Origin of the sequence: Rhizobium sp. AN5, assembly GCF_900215255.1 — a bacterium.
Lineage (GTDB): Bacteria > Pseudomonadota > Alphaproteobacteria > Rhizobiales > Rhizobiaceae > Agrobacterium > Agrobacterium tumefaciens.
The window spans coordinates 686,301-700,876 of the sequence record NZ_OCMJ01000003.1; the positions used below are offsets into that span (position 1 = coordinate 686,301).

Below are 14,576 nucleotides of genomic sequence, written 5' to 3' on the forward strand. Positions count from 1 at the left end.
TTATCCTTTGATCCCGCCGAAACTCATCTGGGTGATGTATTTCTGCGTGAAGATGTAAATGATCAGCACAGGCAGCAGATAGATGATGCCTACGGCAGCGATCATGCCGTAATTCACGCCGGCGCTGTCCTGTGCCACGAAGAAGAGATAGAGGCTCATCGTCATCTGGCTTTTTTCGATGAGCAGCGTCTGGACGAAGACATATTCTTCCCAGCCACGCAGAAAGGTGAAGGTGGCAACCGCAATCAGCCCGCTTCTTACCTGCGGCAGAACCACCATGCGAAAGGCTTGGAAGCGGCTCGCGCCATCGGTGACGGCACTCATTTCGATGTCCCAGGGAACGTTGTCGAAAAAGCCCTTGAGAACAAAGATTGCAAACGGCAGCTCAAGCGCACTCATGACCAGCACGACGCCGAAGAGATTGTTGAGCAGGCCCATGTAATGCAGCTGCACGAAGATCGCGACGGTGAGCGCGAGCGCCGGAAAGGCATGCAGCAGCAAAAGCCCGCGCAGCACGTTTTCACGCCCGGCGAAGGTGAAACGCGACAGCGCATAGGCGGCCGGCGTGGCGACCAGCGCGACGATCAGCGTCTGGGAAGCGGCAAACAGCAGTGAACTGCGCATGGCGGTCCAGACGGACGGCATCAGCGCCATGCGCGTGGTGCCGGTCTTTTCGATATCGCGGCTCCAGAGGAAACTGTAGTTGTCGATGGTCAGATGCGGCAGTACCAGTATGAAGACGAGCGCCGCAACCACGGCACCAAATGCCAGCCACAGCAGCGCGGGATTGCGCAGGCGCGTGGAAAGAAACGCAACCGCTATCGTCCCGCCGTAGGCAAAAGCGGCGATTGCGCCGCTGCGCCACAGCACAAGTCGGCTGAGATTGTCGTCGGAAGTCGTGAGCGACCTCACCAGCAGCCACAGGTAGGGCAGGAGAACCGGAACCGAAACCACCGTCAGGAACACAAGAATGACGGGAACGAAACCGGCGCGATGGGCAAGGCTGCGCCTTTCAAGACGCGTCCAGTCCGGCTTCAGATCAAGGGTATGACTGCTGTGGGCAGGCGCATGGGTGTGGGCGAGCGTCATCACAGCACCTCGATTTTGGCGGGAGCAAAAGTCGAGCGCATATTGCTGATGCGCCATTGAATGAGGGTGATGGCAACGCCTATCGCCATAAGGCCGAGCGCAAGTGCGGCACCATAGGCATAGGCGCCGTTTTCGAAGGCGCGACGGTAGATATAAAGCGGATAGGTCGTGGAATCGTAGACAGGCCCACCGCCGGTGATCAGCAGGATATATTCATAGGTCGTCATCAGTGAGAGCGCCTGATAGAGCGTGATGAAACGGATCGGTGCCGAGAGCGCGGGTGCGACGACATGGCGAAGCACACCCCATTCGCTGGCACCATCGACGCGCGCGGCATTGGCCAGATGCGACGGTATGGAGCGGATGGCCGATGTGAGGATGACCATGGCGAAAGACGCGCCGACGACACCGTTCGCCACCACCACCAGAAACAGCGGAAAGTCGTTGCGCAGGTTGAGAGCGGGTGCGCCGAGCGCGCCAAGAAACTGGTTGAGCAGGCCGGAAGACGTCGGATCGGCGATCCATATCCACAGCACGCCATAAAGCACGGCCGGGCTCATGCGCGGCAGCAGCCAGAGGCCGCGAAAGAAGTTGCCTAGCCGGTCCGGTATCGCCGTGGTCGTAACGGCCAGAAGCGCGCCAAGCCCGATATTGAAGATGAACAGCGTTGCGCCGACATAGATCAGCGTCGTCAGCAACACCATCGGCAGGCGCACATCGCGCTGAAACATGCGCTGGAAATTCTCGACCGTGAATTTGCCGACCCTCAGGTTTGCGCCCATGTCGGTGAAGGCGATCACCAGATTGACGACGATCGGGGCAAGAAAGAACAGGCCAAGCAAGGCGAGAGCCGGAGCCAGATAAAAGATCGGCCGGGCCGGGCGGCGCGCCCGAAGCTGAAATTGAGACATTACGATATACCGGTGGGAACGCGGAAAAGCCGCCCGGCAGAACCGGGCGGCATGGTTTCGGGCAAACTCAGTTGCTTGCGGCGTCGCGGATTTCGATCTCCGCGCCAAATTGCAGCTCAAGCTCGTCGGCGATGAAATCGACCGCCTGCGCGGCCGTCATCTTGCCGGTCTCAACCGCTTGCAGACCGCTGAACAGCACTTTGTTGTAGCTGCCGAACTTGGTGTGGTTGGGCACGAACTGCGCGTATTTCATCATCGGCGAAGCAGCGGAGAGTACCCAGTTGTCGCGGTATTTCGGCATGGCCGTCTGGGCGTTGCTGATGGCCGTATGATAGGACGTCACGGCGTGTTCGTTGTTGAAATGGGGCAATGTCGCAAGCGCCACGAGATCGGCGGCGATATCGGCATTGGCGCTCTTCGGATTGAGGGTGTAGAGCAGCGGATGCGACAGGTTGGCCGGTTTGCCACCTTTTTCGGCTGCCGGAGCAGAAATCCAGCCGATCTTGTTGAAATATCCCTTGCCGTCGGTCGGCCAGGTCGCGCCGTTCTTGTCGCCCACCTGCCAGGCAACCGCCCAGACACCCTGATGGAAGATGAAGGCCTTTTCCTGCTTGAAGGCCGTCTGGATCGCCTCCCAGCTCATGGCGGTATTATCGACGGGCGTCACGCCTTCCTTGGCATTGCGCTCATACCAGCCGAGCGCCTTGGCCATTTCGGCCTTGGGGAACATCAGCTTTCCGGTCTTTTCGTCCATGAACTTCACGCCATAGGACTGGAACACCATCAGATAGTCGATACCGACATTCGGGCGGTGCAGCATGCCGTATTGTGCGGCCTTGCCGTCTACCACTTCCTTCGACAGGGCCGTCAGATCGTCGAGCGTGAATTCGCCGGCGTCGACCTTGGCCGGCAGGCCTTCGATGAAGGCTTCGTCCTTGCCGATCTTGCGCAGCATGTCCTTGTTGTAGAAGAACATGCGGATTTCCGCGTCCTGCGGAATGCCGTAAATCTTTCCGTCCGTCGCCTTGGCCGAATTCCACAGAACCGGCAGGATATCGCCATAGACCCAGGGAGCAGCGGCGATCTTGTCTTCCATCGGCATGGCATAGCCGTCCTGCGCGAACTGGCCGATCCATTCATGCGGCAGGATGTAGATATCCGGCCCCTGCCCCACCGAAAACGCCTTCAGCGTATCGAGCGCGAAGGAGTCCCAGCCCTGCACGGCACTGTTGTTGATGTCGATGACAACGCGTTTGTCGACGCCTGCTGCCTTGAACTGCGCGTTCATGATGCCGGCGGCAGCTTCGATGTTGGTGACGCGGCCGGGCGCATTCTTGTCGGCGAGCGTCCAGAGCTTGATGTTGATGTCTTCGGCAAAGGCGACGGCCGGCAAAAGCGCGCCGAGGGCAACCGTGGCCATCAGGGTGAGAGACTTGAACATGTGATCCATTCCCGTTGAAACTGATTATTTAATTAAGTTGCTTAATTAACAGCTTCATGACATTTCCCTAGGTAAAGCGCGGGAGAGTGAAACTTTGACTGAGAGACGGCAGGGCGGGCTGGCAGGCATTGGCGCAACACAGGGCGCGCTTCTGGGATATATCAGGCGCAAGGGGTCGGCCTCGCGGGTCGAACTTGCCGACTATTGCAGCATAACGCCGGCTGCCGTGAGCATGATGACGCGAAATCTGCTTGAGCGCGGTATCATCGAGGAAGGTGCACGCCGACAGGAAGGCCGCGGCGCGCCCCATATCGACCTCACGCTCAAAAAAACCGTCGGTTACGCCCTTGGTGCGCATGCCAACCGTTATTCGGTGATGTTGACGCTGTTGAATTTCGGCGGGGAGATCGTTGGAGAATTGCAGATGCGCGGCTCCTATGACGCGTTTTCCGATGTCCAACGGGCGCTTCAGGACGGATCCGAAGAACTACTGACGAAAAATGCGATCGACAGGAGCCAACTGATCGGCGCGGCCATTGCCATGCCGACCCGCTTTCGCAAGGAAGCCATGTCGCTCGATCTTGCCGAAGAGGTTATTTCGTGGGCCGGGTCTGACCTTTCCGCCATGCTGCGCGAGGCGCTGCGTTGCCCGGTGATCATAGAAAACGATGCCAATGCCGCAGCCATGGGTGAACTGACGCTTGGCAATGCGGACGGACACGAAAATTTCGCTTATCTCTATCTGTCCGAGGGGATCGGCGGCGGCATCATTATCAAAAATGAGCTTTATCGCGGTTATCTCGGCAATGCCGGCGAGATCGGCGCCTTGCGCGGCCGCAGCACTTCGCGACCCTCCTTCGAAGATCTGGCGGCATGGTGCGTGGAGCATGTGGGAGAAAAACCCTCGGGGCGCGCACCCGAGGTCTGGACGGATTACCTCTTGCGCAACTCCGCCGTGTTTGAGGCGTGGCTGGAACGGGCGGGACCCGAGGTTGCGCGCCTCGCCTTCGCTGTCAGCGCCGTTCTGGCGCCCACGGCAATCTTTGTCGGCGGCACTTTACCAAGGATCGTACGACAGCGGCTGGCGGAATGGCTGGATTACGAACGCTCGGACCCGTTCGACGGCGCAAAGGTGATACAGCCGAAAATCCAGCTGCCGGATGTGGTTGCGACAGACCCCGTGGCCTTCGGTGCGGCAGCGATGATTCTGCACGGCGTCGGAGAAGTGCGTTAACGGCCGGAGCGCATGTCCCGGGAGAGGCCTCAGCCGAGATTGGTCACCATGAAATAGATCAGCCAGCAATGCCCGATCACCAGCACGGCCCAGGCCCATTTTGCAAGCCTGATATCGACATCGATGACGGTATTGCTGATTTCCGCCACGCGAAAAGCCTCTTCCTCAACCCGGTTCTCCGGCGGGCGAGATCTCAGCACCTTCCTGGAAACCGGCTCGCCCACGACATAAAGCCTGTCGTTCGCAAATGATGGATGCGGGTCGTCGTTGGCGCTCCCGTCAAGGGAAAGCACGTCGTCACCCGAGGCGCAACTCACCGCTAATAGCTGTGATGACACCCGCCTGTTACGCATGTTACCTCCATTGGGCATCACAAATCTTCCACACAATAAAAATAAAAAAATTCACCTGCTGCTCCCGACAAAGCCTTGGCTTTACCGGGCATATTTACGATGCGCGCAATACGCGCCGCGCCAGTTGAACCCCTTCTCGCCCCACGCTTTTGCGCTCCCCCGGAAACGCATCGGCATCAGCCCTGCCATTAACGTGCCGGGCTTCCCGGCAAATCGTGCCTTCCCGCGTAAGGCTTTACCTCCCGCTGGATCAGGAAGACGGACTTCTCCACCGGCAGCGGTTCGGCTGTCCGGTATCGATGAGACCGCTTGGAATATTCAAACCGGATCAGCCTGTCTTCGAACTTCCCCGCCAGAACGCGATAGCCGTTGACGACCTCGTTCAGTATTTCCAGCTCTTCTCCCCACAGCCAGCCACCGTAAGCAGTGCCCTCGTTGGAGCGCAGCACGATCTCGAAAAAATGCCCGCCGGCCGCAAATGGCATGCGGAAAATAATATCGAGATTGTCCTCATCTTCGTCGTCGCATGCCGACAGTCTGGCGTGAGCAACCTTCGCATGAGCCAGCGCCGAGACCGGATAGAACGGGCGCCCTTTGAACCACATGAACTCACACACCGCATAACCGACGTCGTCGGCACGCTGGTAAGGTTCAGTACGCGGCTCGAACGCCATGTAGCTTCCGTTAAACGCTATCAATTTCGAAAATTCCCGATGCCTGCCTGATGCATGATTGCTGTTTTCCACCCGTCATCCGCGCCTCTATTAACGACAATAGGCAAGCGGCGTCACACCAGCGTCAAATGGAACGCTAATGATGACTTTCAATTTCCCGGACACATTGTTAGATGGTGATTCATGAGGGAACGAAAGTGGCTGGGAACGCTGAACTGATACCGATCCGGCTTTTTGGCACCCCGCGCTGCGATGCGGTGCGGCAAGCGTTTTTCCCGTCCAAGGGCTTTGCCCTCACTGCCGCCCTGATCCTTGCTCCCAACCAGTCCCTTTCCCGCCAGCAGGCCGCATCGCTGTTGTGGGAAAACGTCGAGCAAAAAAGGGCACTCGGCAATTTGCGTCAGCTGATCCTGCGCCTCCAGAAGCTGTCGAGCGATGACGATGCCATCCTTCTGACAGAAGGAAACGACCTGAAGGCCGGAAAGCTGGCGCAGCGGACCGACCTTGCGATCTTTCTTGCCGGCGCGAGAGCACAAGACCCGATGCAGCGGCTGCAGGCCCTGCTCGAATTCGGCGGCGATCTGCTGGAGGGGCTGGAGGCTGGGCAGGACCACCTTTATCTCTGGCTGCTGTCTGAGCGACGCCGTCTCAAGGACCTGTTCTTTTCAAGCTATACACCGCTTCTGGAGGAGTTGACGCGCTTCGGCCGCGCCAGTTCGAACAACATCGCATCGCTTGCCGAATGCGCGTTGAAGATCGAGCCGGAGCGCGAGGAAACCTACCGCGCCGCCATGGCGGCCTATGCGCGGGTGGGAAACACCAGCGCCTGCGAGGGAATTTTCCAGCTCCTGATGGAACAGCTTCGCCAGGAGGACCGCCCTCCGGAGGCCGAGACAGTGGCGCTTCGACGGCGGATACAAAGTCTGGCCTCGACGATAGTAGCCCCCGCCGAACCGGATGAGGGTAGCCGCCGAAAACCGATGGCAAAACCACGCGTCGCCTTTAGCCGTCCGGTGCGGGTGGACGGGCTTGCGGTATCGCCGGTGATGAATGCCTTTGTCGAGGATGTCGCCAATAGTCTCGTTCGATACCGGACCTTCACCGTTCTTTCGACGCACAGCACCTTTGTAGCGACACATGACCGGACCGACGACAGTTATGCCATGTTGCGGGCGAATTACCGCATCATCTCCACGGTTTTCGACGATGCCCGCATGTCGGTAGCGCTGATCGAGGAAGCGACCGGAGAAATCGTATGGTCGCTGGAGGTTGTGCTGACCGCGCGGCATATTCACGCCGCTTTTCGACTGCTGTCCAAACAGGTGGCCGCGGGGCTTGCCCGCGAGATCGAGCGGCTTCAGGTGGAACCAGACCGCAACCACAGCGGCGAGGCCTACCGGCAATTGCTGGAGGGCCAGCAGCTTCTGCGCGGCAAGTGCGACCTGCCGCTTCTTCGAAGAGCCCGCTCGATGTTCCGCAAGGCGGTCGATCTGGATAACAGCATGGCGGTTGCCCGCGCCCGCGTGGCGCAGAGCCTGCAGCTGGAATGGCTGATGCTGGGCGGCAACGACCCCCACCTGCTGCACCGCGCCAAGGCGGAGGCAGACGCCTCCGTCGAAATCGATCCCGCTCTTGGCGTCGGCCACTGGATGTGCGCCGTCGTGGCGCTCTACCAGCGGGATTTCGACATATCCGCCGAAAGGTTCTTCGAAGCCGAGGCGCTTGCGCCCAACTCCGCCGACCTTTTGCTCCAGCATGCCGATGCGCTCGCCCATTTCGGCGATGCCGAAACCGCATGGGAAAAGTTTCAGCAAGCCATCGACCTCAATCCGCTCGCACCCGACATCTACTGGTGGGCGGGCGCCAGCATCGCGTTCAAGCGTGAGGATTACGGCGCGGCAGTAGAACTGTGCGCGCGCATGGAAAATGACGAGCCGGCATTGCGCGTCTTGACCGCGAGCCACGCGCTCCACGGTGATTTGGACGCTGCCCGGGAAACCGGCAGCAGGCTTCAGGAAAACTATCCGGGTATGACGGCGAGGGAGATCAGCAGCCTGTCCCCAGACCGAGACCCGGTAGCGAATGAAAAATTCTATAACGCACTTCGATTAGCTGGGATCAAATAGGAGTTATTATGTCCTCGCACTTCTTTATTGTAGGAAAAAAGGGTTTCGGCGTTCTCTTCATTCGCACGGCGCCGCTCAGGGTTGCGTCCGTCTCGCATGAGACGATTGCCGCCTATGAAGCCAGCCATCCCGGTGTGGACGGTTACGCGCGCGTTGCTGCGGCGGCAAAATCCATGCTTGTTCGTCAGGACGGCCAGCCCGAAAACGAGCTGGATCAGGTCCAGATCCAGGGCATCGAAGCCCTCGTCGCCGGCGGCGCTGTGGTTTCCGAGGCCGATTTCGCCTTTGTCGGCGAAGTGATCGACGCCGGCTGGGATTTCAACCGCATGGTGCAGGCACCGATCGAATCGGCCCTGAAGGCTGTTGGCCCGGCGGGTTCCGTCACCGGCGAGCTGTTCGACGCCATCCTTGCCGACGACACCAACGCGGCGCCTTGATTGCGGCCCCGCAGCCTTGACCGCTGACGGCGTACATATTCCAGCGACAGCGGCTTCAGGGCATGCGGACGCTTCGTTCTTCGATCCCGAACTGCTTCGGCGGTTCGGGATTACACGAGTCGGAGACGTGACCGGTCTCGATATTATCGGCATACCCGTCTGGTTCGCGACGCGGCCCAATTCACGCGGACTGTCGGTCTCCCAGGGAAAGGGGCTTGTCGCGGAGCAGGCACGGCTTTCCGCGATCATGGAAGTGATCGAAGGTGCCGTCGCCGAAGACACCCGCAAACATATCGCCACTTTCGGCTCCATTCGTGAGATGCGGGACAAGGGCGCCCCTCTCGTTCCTTTCGAAACGATCGGCCGGGTCGACCCGGACACTCTTGATCTGCGAAACGAACGCGCCTGGGTGAAGGGAATATCCATACGCCAGCAGCAGGAGGTTTTTGCCCCCTATGAGCTGGTGGGCATGGATTTTCGCGCGGATTTCCCCTGGGACCGGCGGGCCTTCCTCATGAGTTCGCAAGGTCTCGCGGCGGGTTTCGACCATGACCACGCGGTTCTGCACGCCTTGCTCGAACTCATCGAAAACGACGCCTGCTTTCTCGTCGATACATTCGAAACCCGCAATATCGCGCCGGAACCGGTCGTGTTGCCGATGGGTGTTGACACATCCTTCGATGCTCTTGTTCATCACTTATCGCATATCGGACTGCCGCCCCGCTTCTTTGATCTCACCAATACGCTCGGCGTGCCCGTAATAATGGCAAGCCTGCCCCGATCAATCCACGCGCAGGACGGACTTGCCACCCGTAGCGCTGCCGGCGCAGCGTGCCGGTTTGGCACCTATGACGCGGCAATTGCCGCGCTGCTGGAGGCGATCCAGTCGCGACTGACTGACATCAGCGGCGCAAGGGACGATCTCTCTCCTTTGCGCTACCAGCGGGATATGTTTGAGGCGGGACCGGCGGCATCCGAGGTGCGGCCGATGGACCGGACCCCGGTCAATCTCGATTTTGCGGATAGCGATCCGGCTCTACCGCGGTGGCGTCAGCTTGCCGAGCATCTTTTCGCCGCAGGGATCGACGACATCTATGCCTTTGCGCTGGAAACGGGCGTATCCGGTCTGCATGTCGTACGGGTTCTGGCAAGTGGCCTCACGCCCGCCGGCGGCGGTCTGCAACGCATATCGCAGCGGACGCTCGACCGGCTCCTGAACCTCGGAGGCCTTTGATGAAGCCGGTGGTTTTTGCAGGCCCGTCCATCTACGGCATCCCACCCACGCAGATTTCCGGCCTCGATCTTCGCGGCCCGGCTGCCTGCGGCGATATTTTCGACGCGGTAAAGCAGGGTGCCCGGACAATCGGGCTGATCGACGGCCTCTACGGTGACTGCGCCGCCGTGTGGCACAAGGAAATCCTGTTTGCACTGTCAGGCGGCGTCACTGTTCTCGGTGCCGCCAGCATGGGCGCGCTAAGAGCGGCGGAATGCGCGGCCTTCGGCATGATCGGCATCGGCGAAATCTTTGAAGCCTATCGGGACGGGCAACGTTTTTCCGACGCCGATGTGGCAGTCAGCCACGCGCCCGGCGAACTCGACTACCGCCCGCTGACAATCGCGCTTGTCGATGCCGAAGCCACGCTCGAAGCGTGTCGCGCCACTATTGCCCCAGAGGAACACGACGCCTTGCTGAACGCCGCCCGCAAGCTGCATTTTACCCGCAGGACATGGCGTGCGATGGCAACTGAAGCAGACCTCAACCCCGAGACCGCAAATTTTCTGGCCGGAAACGCGGTTTCTGCCAAACGAAACGATGCGGCCCGGCTTTTAGGCCTGCTTGGCAGCGGGGAATTGCCATCACCGCCGCCGCAATCGTGGAAATTGCAGAACACGGTATTTTTCCAGCAATTGGCCATGCGGCAGACGGCGGGAGAAAAAGCGTCTTGACCGCTGCCCCGCCCCTGTCTCTGGTGCCCGATTGCGGTGGGCTGATCCGGACAATAGCGCTTGCCCTGCCCGCAGCGTTTTTTGCGGGTGACAGGACTGACGGGGGCGTCTCTCCGCTCATCCCGATCGGAAACCTGCTTTCGGCTCTGCCGTCCGACGTCACGGCCCTTGTTCTGATCGATGGCCCCTGTCTCGCCGCCGCTCAAAGCTGGCTCAGCAGGCTGGCAGCCACCTGCACCGCAGAACTGTTGCCGCTCGATGCAACCAGCAGCGTTTCGCACCCGTGGATACAGGACGTGTTCCACGTTCGGACTGCTGATGGGATCGCAACCGAACTGCTTTGTGCATCGGAAAGCGCCATCACTGGCGAGCTCGCCAATCGTCTCGGGCTTGCCGCCAACGCTTCGCATGTCACTTTGCCGGGCGGTAACCAGCTGGTCGGGCCGGACTTTCGATTGGTGGGCCATTCCAGCCTGCAGGACGACAGGGGTATGGCAAACAATACGGCAACCGAACGGCCGCAACAATGGCAGCGGGTTCAGGCACTCGACTACAGAACCGTGCGCAGTTTCGGATATCGGCCGGAAGACCTCGGCAATGCCTCGGCCTCAATCGCTCTTACCTCGGCAAACACGTCGCCTCCGGCGATCACCTTCGGAAAAATCCACCAATGCGGTTTCCACGTCGACCAGTTCGTTTCGGTCACAGGTCTAAGACGCGATGGCCACCCGCTATTGCTGGTTGCCGATCCGGTGGCCCATGAATGCAACGCCCGTAATGCGATGGATTTGAAACGTAAACTGGATGCCTCCGTCCTATTGCTGGCACAGCAGGGCTTCGCAATCCTGCGAAATCCCATTCCGGTTTTACCCGCCATCGACACCAACAAATGCCTGCCTCGGCTTTATAACAACGTGCTTGTTGAAAATATCGTGCGCTCCGACCAAGAGAAGCCATTCGTCTGGGTTCCCCATTTCGGTGATGCGGAAACGCTCGACGGTTTCGACCGAGAGAACAGGAAAATTTGGGAAAGACTGGGCTTTCACGCCATCGGCGTGGCCGGCTGGAGCCATTTTGCCAGCCGAAACGGGGCATTGCGATGTGCAACAAAGGTGATAAACCGTCAACCAGCACAGCATACCGACGGAAAACAGCCTTACTTTATCAGTAATACCTCACAATACCCGTGGAAATTGTGTTGAATGTCTACCTTCAACAATATTAATTGATAAATATCCAATTTAAGAACCTCACAACTGGAGGAGTTCATGATGCAGGCCAAACTACCCAGCCCAATCGATGTGCATGTGGGTACACAAATCCGAATGCGCCGCAAATCGCTCGGCATGAGTCAAAGCGCGCTGGCGGGCCGGTTAGGCATTACCTTCCAGCAGGTCCAGAAATACGAAAAGGGTGCCAATCGCGTCGGCGCGTCCCGTTTGCAAGCCATTGCATCGGTTCTCGGCGTCGATGTCAGCTCTTTGTTCGCCAATGCGACGCCGGATGTCGGAAACGCCAATCCCGCCCTTGGCACGATCAACGCCATGCAGTCTTTCGTTGCGTCGAATGAAGGGTTTTCGCTCAATCAGGCCTTTGCCCGGATCAAGAGCGCAACCGTGCGCAAGAGCATTGTTGCCCTCGTGACATCGCTTGCGGCTACCGAAGCGGCGGAAAATAACGGCGCGCCGGAAAACAAGAGCGACGATTGACGCAGGTGTGACGCTCGCGTGACGCTCGATGTGGTCGATAATGAACAACGCGGGATCAACGCGTTTTCATACTGTCGATTGTCGAGAGGGAAGCATGGCGTCTACCACAGCAATACTTGAAGAGGACAATGCGGACGAGATTCTGGCACTCGGAAGGATGGTGTCCTATCTTTGCCAGCGCTCCAAATCCATGGAACTGGGCATGTCGACCTATTTCCTCGAAATGGCATTGTTATCGCTGGCTCAGGACATCAATCTGCAGGGACTGCCACAGGCAGGCGCAGAGATGAATGGCAACGGTTTCGCACACGCCGATCTGCATTAAGCCAAGCGTGTCTGTAATTTATGCAGATCCGCAGGATGGTTCCACTTGTCTGCGCTTCCGGGTGGCTTGAAACCCACCGGGCGCAGATATTGGTATTATTCCCTCCACAAGATTTTATGGAAGCGTTTGTCGAGGCCCGGTTTTCACCGGGCCTCGATTTATTTCAGAGCACCGCCCGCCGAAACCCGGGAGCTGTAGACGAAACCGGCGTCAGGAGACAACCGCGCCCGGACCGGCCACAGCACCTGATGGTACTTTGCCCAGAATAATCATGCCGAGAACCTCGTCCTTCGTCACATCTTCCGTGCGGGCATGGCCGACCACCTTGCCGTTTTTCATGACGAATACCCGGTCGGCGAGATCGAAGACGTCATGGATATCGTGGCTGATGAGGAAGATGCCGATGCCCTGCCGTTTCAGTTCCTTGACGAGATCGCCGACCTGCGCCGTTTCCTGCGGCCCGAGTGCTGCCGTTGGTTCATCCATGATGAGGATGCGGGCATCGAACAAAATGGCGCGGGCGATTGCCACGGACTGCCGCTGGCCACCGGAAAGCGCCTTCACCGGCTCCTTGAACCGCCGGAAATTGGGGTTGAGACGCCCCATGACCTCGCGGGCCGAGGCTTCCATGGCGACATCATCCAATGTTCCCCATTTCGTCTTCAGCTCGCGGCCGAGATAAAGATTGGCCGCCGCATCGACGTTATCCGCTACCGCCAGCGTCTGGTAGATGGTTTCGATACCGTATTTCTTGGCGTCGCGGGGATTGCGGATATCGACATCCTCGCCGTTGATGAGGATATCGCCCCCATCCCGGCGGTATGCACCGGACAATATCTTGATGAGCGTCGATTTGCCGGCACCGTTGTGGCCAAGAAGGGCCACCACCTCACCGGGGAAAAGATCGACAGAGGCGTTTTCCACCGCATGGATACCACCGAAGGAAATGGAAATATTGCGCATTTCCACGAGGGGCGTGACTTGTTCCGTCATTGGGGTTCTCCTCGGTTCTTACTTGGCGCGGGCGCGGTAGATGGTGTCGAGCCAGACGGCGACGACCAGAACCACACCGACGACGATGCGCTGAAAGGGCGTATCGATGCCCACAAGCACCATGCCGGATTGCAGCGATTGCATGACGAGCGCGCCGAGCATCGCGCCCGCTATGGTGCCGACGCCGCCGGCAAGCGACGTGCCGCCGATGACCGCCGCCGCGATCGTATAAAGTTCATCCAGTTCACCCTGGGCATTGGTGGCCGCGTTGAGGCGGGCAGTCGAGATTGCCGCAGCGATAGCGCATAGAACGCCCATCAGCGTGAATATCTTGACCGTGACCCAGCGGGTCTTGATGCCGGCAAGTTCCGCCGCCTCCGGGTTGCCGCCGATGGCGAACACGTAGCGGCCGAAGCGCAGCCGCGTGGCGATGAAGGTCATCACCGCGCCGACGGCAAGCGCCATCAGCACCGGAATGGCAATGCCGTGCGGAATGAACAGACCACCATCCGGCCAGGTAATGCCATTGGCATCGGCATAGTTGCGGGCAATGTTGATCGGCCAGGGATAGCTGTTGACGACAGCCACGAAACCGACGACGACGAAGCAGCCAAGTGCCACCAGGAAATATTCCGCCCAGACGGGCCGCAGCGGAAAACCGAAACGGCGACGCTGGTGGCGGGAATTCAGGATTGCCGCGACAATGGCGACGCAGGCGACAATTGCTGCGATCCAACTCCATGTCGCGCCGATCGAGCCGCTGGTGCCGCCACCCATCAGGCGGAAGGTGGAATCCATCGGCGCCACGGTGCGGCCGCTGGTGACGAACCATGTGCCACCGCGCCAGACCAGCAGACCACCAAGCGTGACGATGAAGGACGGCACGTTCAGGAAGGCGATGATCGAGCCCTGAAGCATGCCGATCGCGCCGCCGACGAGAATGCCGACCAGAAGTGTGACGATCCATGTCGCCCAATGTTCAAAGCCGAGCAGCTGCGGCAGGATTTCCGCCTGCATGACACCCATGATCATGCCGGAAAAACCGAGGATCGACCCGACCGACAGATCGATGTTGCGGGTAACGATGACAAGCACCATGCCTGTCGCCATCACCGCGACCGAAGCGGTCTGGACGGAGAGGTTCCAGAGGTTTCTAGGCGTCAGGAACAGCCCGCCCGAAAGAATATGGAAACCGATCCAGATCAGAAGAAGCGCGCCGACCATGCCGAGCAGGCGGGTATCAAGCTCCGTCGCACTGATGAAACGCGAAATAGAGCCCGCCTTTTCCGTCTTGGGGGACGCTGTGGAATTGGATTGTGTCATGTCGGCCATGGACT

At 59.4% G+C, this 14,576-nt stretch carries 15 protein-coding genes; 8 read left to right on the forward strand and 7 right to left on the reverse strand.

Going from position 1 to position 14,576, the window contains the following annotated elements; all coding sequences use genetic code 11:
• The 3 genes from CRP02_RS06535 to CRP02_RS06545 all read right to left on the reverse strand — a co-directional run bounded on the left by CRP02_RS06535 (window position 1) and on the right by CRP02_RS06545 (window position 3,441).
• Window positions 1-1,089 (reverse strand): carbohydrate ABC transporter permease, encoded by a 1,089-nt coding sequence (locus CRP02_RS06535; protein WP_097170612.1) that lies wholly within the window; start codon window positions 1,087-1,089, stop codon window positions 1-3.
• The gene (locus CRP02_RS06540) at window positions 1,089-2,000 is read right to left on the reverse strand and encodes a carbohydrate ABC transporter permease (protein ID WP_019564841.1); all 912 of its coding nucleotides are present in this window, start codon (window positions 1,998-2,000) and stop codon (window positions 1,089-1,091) included. The genes CRP02_RS06535 and CRP02_RS06540 overlap by 1 nt, the downstream gene beginning before the upstream one ends.
• Before the next feature lie 67 nt (window positions 2,001-2,067).
• Window positions 2,068-3,441 carry an ABC transporter substrate-binding protein gene (locus CRP02_RS06545; protein WP_097171273.1) on the reverse strand — a complete coding sequence of 458 codons (1,374 nt, stop codon included), beginning with the start codon at window positions 3,439-3,441 and terminating at the stop codon, window positions 2,068-2,070.
• A 94-nt stretch (window positions 3,442-3,535) separates the two neighbouring features.
• On the opposite strand from CRP02_RS06545, the gene CRP02_RS06550 reads away from it, so the two are divergent.
• Window positions 3,536-4,675, forward strand: a complete 1,140-nt coding sequence (locus CRP02_RS06550) for an ROK family transcriptional regulator (protein ID WP_097170613.1) — start codon at window positions 3,536-3,538, stop codon at window positions 4,673-4,675.
• A 29-nt stretch (window positions 4,676-4,704) separates the two neighbouring features.
• Here the strand turns inward: CRP02_RS06550 and CRP02_RS06555 are convergent, their stop codons facing one another.
• Together CRP02_RS06555 and CRP02_RS06560 are read right to left on the reverse strand one after the other, a co-directional pair.
• Window positions 4,705-5,028: a hypothetical protein gene (locus CRP02_RS06555; protein ID WP_236765579.1), complete on the reverse strand. Its 324-nt coding sequence runs from the start codon at window positions 5,026-5,028 to the stop codon at window positions 4,705-4,707.
• Window positions 5,029-5,216: 188 nt separating this feature from the next.
• On the reverse strand, window positions 5,217-5,702 hold the full coding sequence (locus tag CRP02_RS06560) for a hypothetical protein (protein WP_035199599.1): 486 nt from the start codon (window positions 5,700-5,702) through the stop codon (window positions 5,217-5,219).
• 173 nt (window positions 5,703-5,875) lie between these two features.
• Between CRP02_RS06560 and CRP02_RS06565 the strand changes: the two genes are divergently transcribed.
• From CRP02_RS06565 to CRP02_RS06595, 7 genes are all read left to right on the forward strand, one after another.
• Window positions 5,876-7,828, forward strand: coding sequence for a BTAD domain-containing putative transcriptional regulator (locus tag CRP02_RS06565; RefSeq protein WP_179783955.1), 1,953 nt, complete (start codon window positions 5,876-5,878; stop codon window positions 7,826-7,828).
• Window positions 7,829-7,836: 8 nt separating this feature from the next.
• Entirely contained in the window at window positions 7,837-8,265 is a 429-nt protein-coding gene (locus CRP02_RS06570; RefSeq protein WP_003511290.1) for a hypothetical protein, read from the forward strand.
• Between the two features lie 127 nt (window positions 8,266-8,392).
• Window positions 8,393-9,499, forward strand: coding sequence for a YcaO-like family protein (locus CRP02_RS06575; protein WP_414896231.1), 1,107 nt, complete (start codon window positions 8,393-8,395; stop codon window positions 9,497-9,499).
• Window positions 9,499-10,212, forward strand: coding sequence for a TfuA-like protein (locus CRP02_RS06580; protein ID WP_097170614.1), 714 nt, complete (start codon window positions 9,499-9,501; stop codon window positions 10,210-10,212). Before CRP02_RS06575 ends, CRP02_RS06580 begins: the two co-directional genes overlap by 1 nt.
• Window positions 10,209-11,414 carry a hypothetical protein gene (locus CRP02_RS06585; protein WP_097170615.1) on the forward strand — a complete coding sequence of 402 codons (1,206 nt, stop codon included), beginning with the start codon at window positions 10,209-10,211 and terminating at the stop codon, window positions 11,412-11,414. Before CRP02_RS06580 ends, CRP02_RS06585 begins: the two co-directional genes overlap by 4 nt.
• 69 nt (window positions 11,415-11,483) lie before the next feature.
• Complete coding sequence (locus CRP02_RS06590; protein WP_025595440.1) at window positions 11,484-11,921, forward strand: helix-turn-helix domain-containing protein; 438 nt, start codon at window positions 11,484-11,486, stop codon at window positions 11,919-11,921.
• Between the two features lie 94 nt (window positions 11,922-12,015).
• Window positions 12,016-12,246, forward strand: coding sequence for a hypothetical protein (locus tag CRP02_RS06595; RefSeq protein WP_174003311.1), 231 nt, complete (start codon window positions 12,016-12,018; stop codon window positions 12,244-12,246).
• Window positions 12,247-12,456: 210 nt separating this feature from the next.
• Here CRP02_RS06595 and CRP02_RS06600 read toward each other — a convergent pair whose 3' ends face one another.
• Entirely contained in the window at window positions 12,457-13,239 is a 783-nt protein-coding gene (locus tag CRP02_RS06600; RefSeq protein WP_097099972.1) for an ATP-binding cassette domain-containing protein, read from the reverse strand.
• Between the two features lie 18 nt (window positions 13,240-13,257).
• Window positions 13,258-14,571, reverse strand: coding sequence for a sugar ABC transporter permease (locus tag CRP02_RS06605; RefSeq protein WP_097170616.1), 1,314 nt, complete (start codon window positions 14,569-14,571; stop codon window positions 13,258-13,260).
• Between the last annotated feature and the right edge of the window lie 5 nt (window positions 14,572-14,576).

Excerpts from the sequence above, each read along its gene's own strand:
- CRP02_RS06535 (WP_097170612.1), bottom strand. The coding sequence starts at position 1,089 with ATGACGCTCGCCCACACCCATGCGCCTGCCCACAGCAGTCATACCCTT.
- CRP02_RS06540 (WP_019564841.1), bottom strand. The coding sequence starts at position 2,000 with ATGTCTCAATTTCAGCTTCGGGCGCGCCGCCCGGCCCGGCCGATCTTT.
- CRP02_RS06545 (WP_097171273.1), bottom strand. The coding sequence starts at position 3,441 with ATGTTCAAGTCTCTCACCCTGATGGCCACGGTTGCCCTCGGCGCGCTT.
- CRP02_RS06555 (WP_236765579.1), bottom strand. The coding sequence starts at position 5,028 with ATGCGTAACAGGCGGGTGTCATCACAGCTATTAGCGGTGAGTTGCGCC.
- CRP02_RS06560 (WP_035199599.1), bottom strand. The coding sequence starts at position 5,702 with ATGGCGTTCGAGCCGCGTACTGAACCTTACCAGCGTGCCGACGACGTC.
- CRP02_RS06565 (WP_179783955.1), top strand. The coding sequence starts at position 5,876 with ATGGTGATTCATGAGGGAACGAAAGTGGCTGGGAACGCTGAACTGATA.
- CRP02_RS06570 (WP_003511290.1), top strand. The coding sequence starts at position 7,837 with ATGTCCTCGCACTTCTTTATTGTAGGAAAAAAGGGTTTCGGCGTTCTC.
- CRP02_RS06580 (WP_097170614.1), top strand. The coding sequence starts at position 9,499 with ATGAAGCCGGTGGTTTTTGCAGGCCCGTCCATCTACGGCATCCCACCC.
- CRP02_RS06590 (WP_025595440.1), top strand. The coding sequence starts at position 11,484 with ATGCAGGCCAAACTACCCAGCCCAATCGATGTGCATGTGGGTACACAA.
- CRP02_RS06595 (WP_174003311.1), top strand. The coding sequence starts at position 12,016 with ATGGCGTCTACCACAGCAATACTTGAAGAGGACAATGCGGACGAGATT.
- CRP02_RS06600 (WP_097099972.1), bottom strand. The coding sequence starts at position 13,239 with ATGACGGAACAAGTCACGCCCCTCGTGGAAATGCGCAATATTTCCATT.
- CRP02_RS06605 (WP_097170616.1), bottom strand. The coding sequence starts at position 14,571 with ATGGCCGACATGACACAATCCAATTCCACAGCGTCCCCCAAGACGGAA.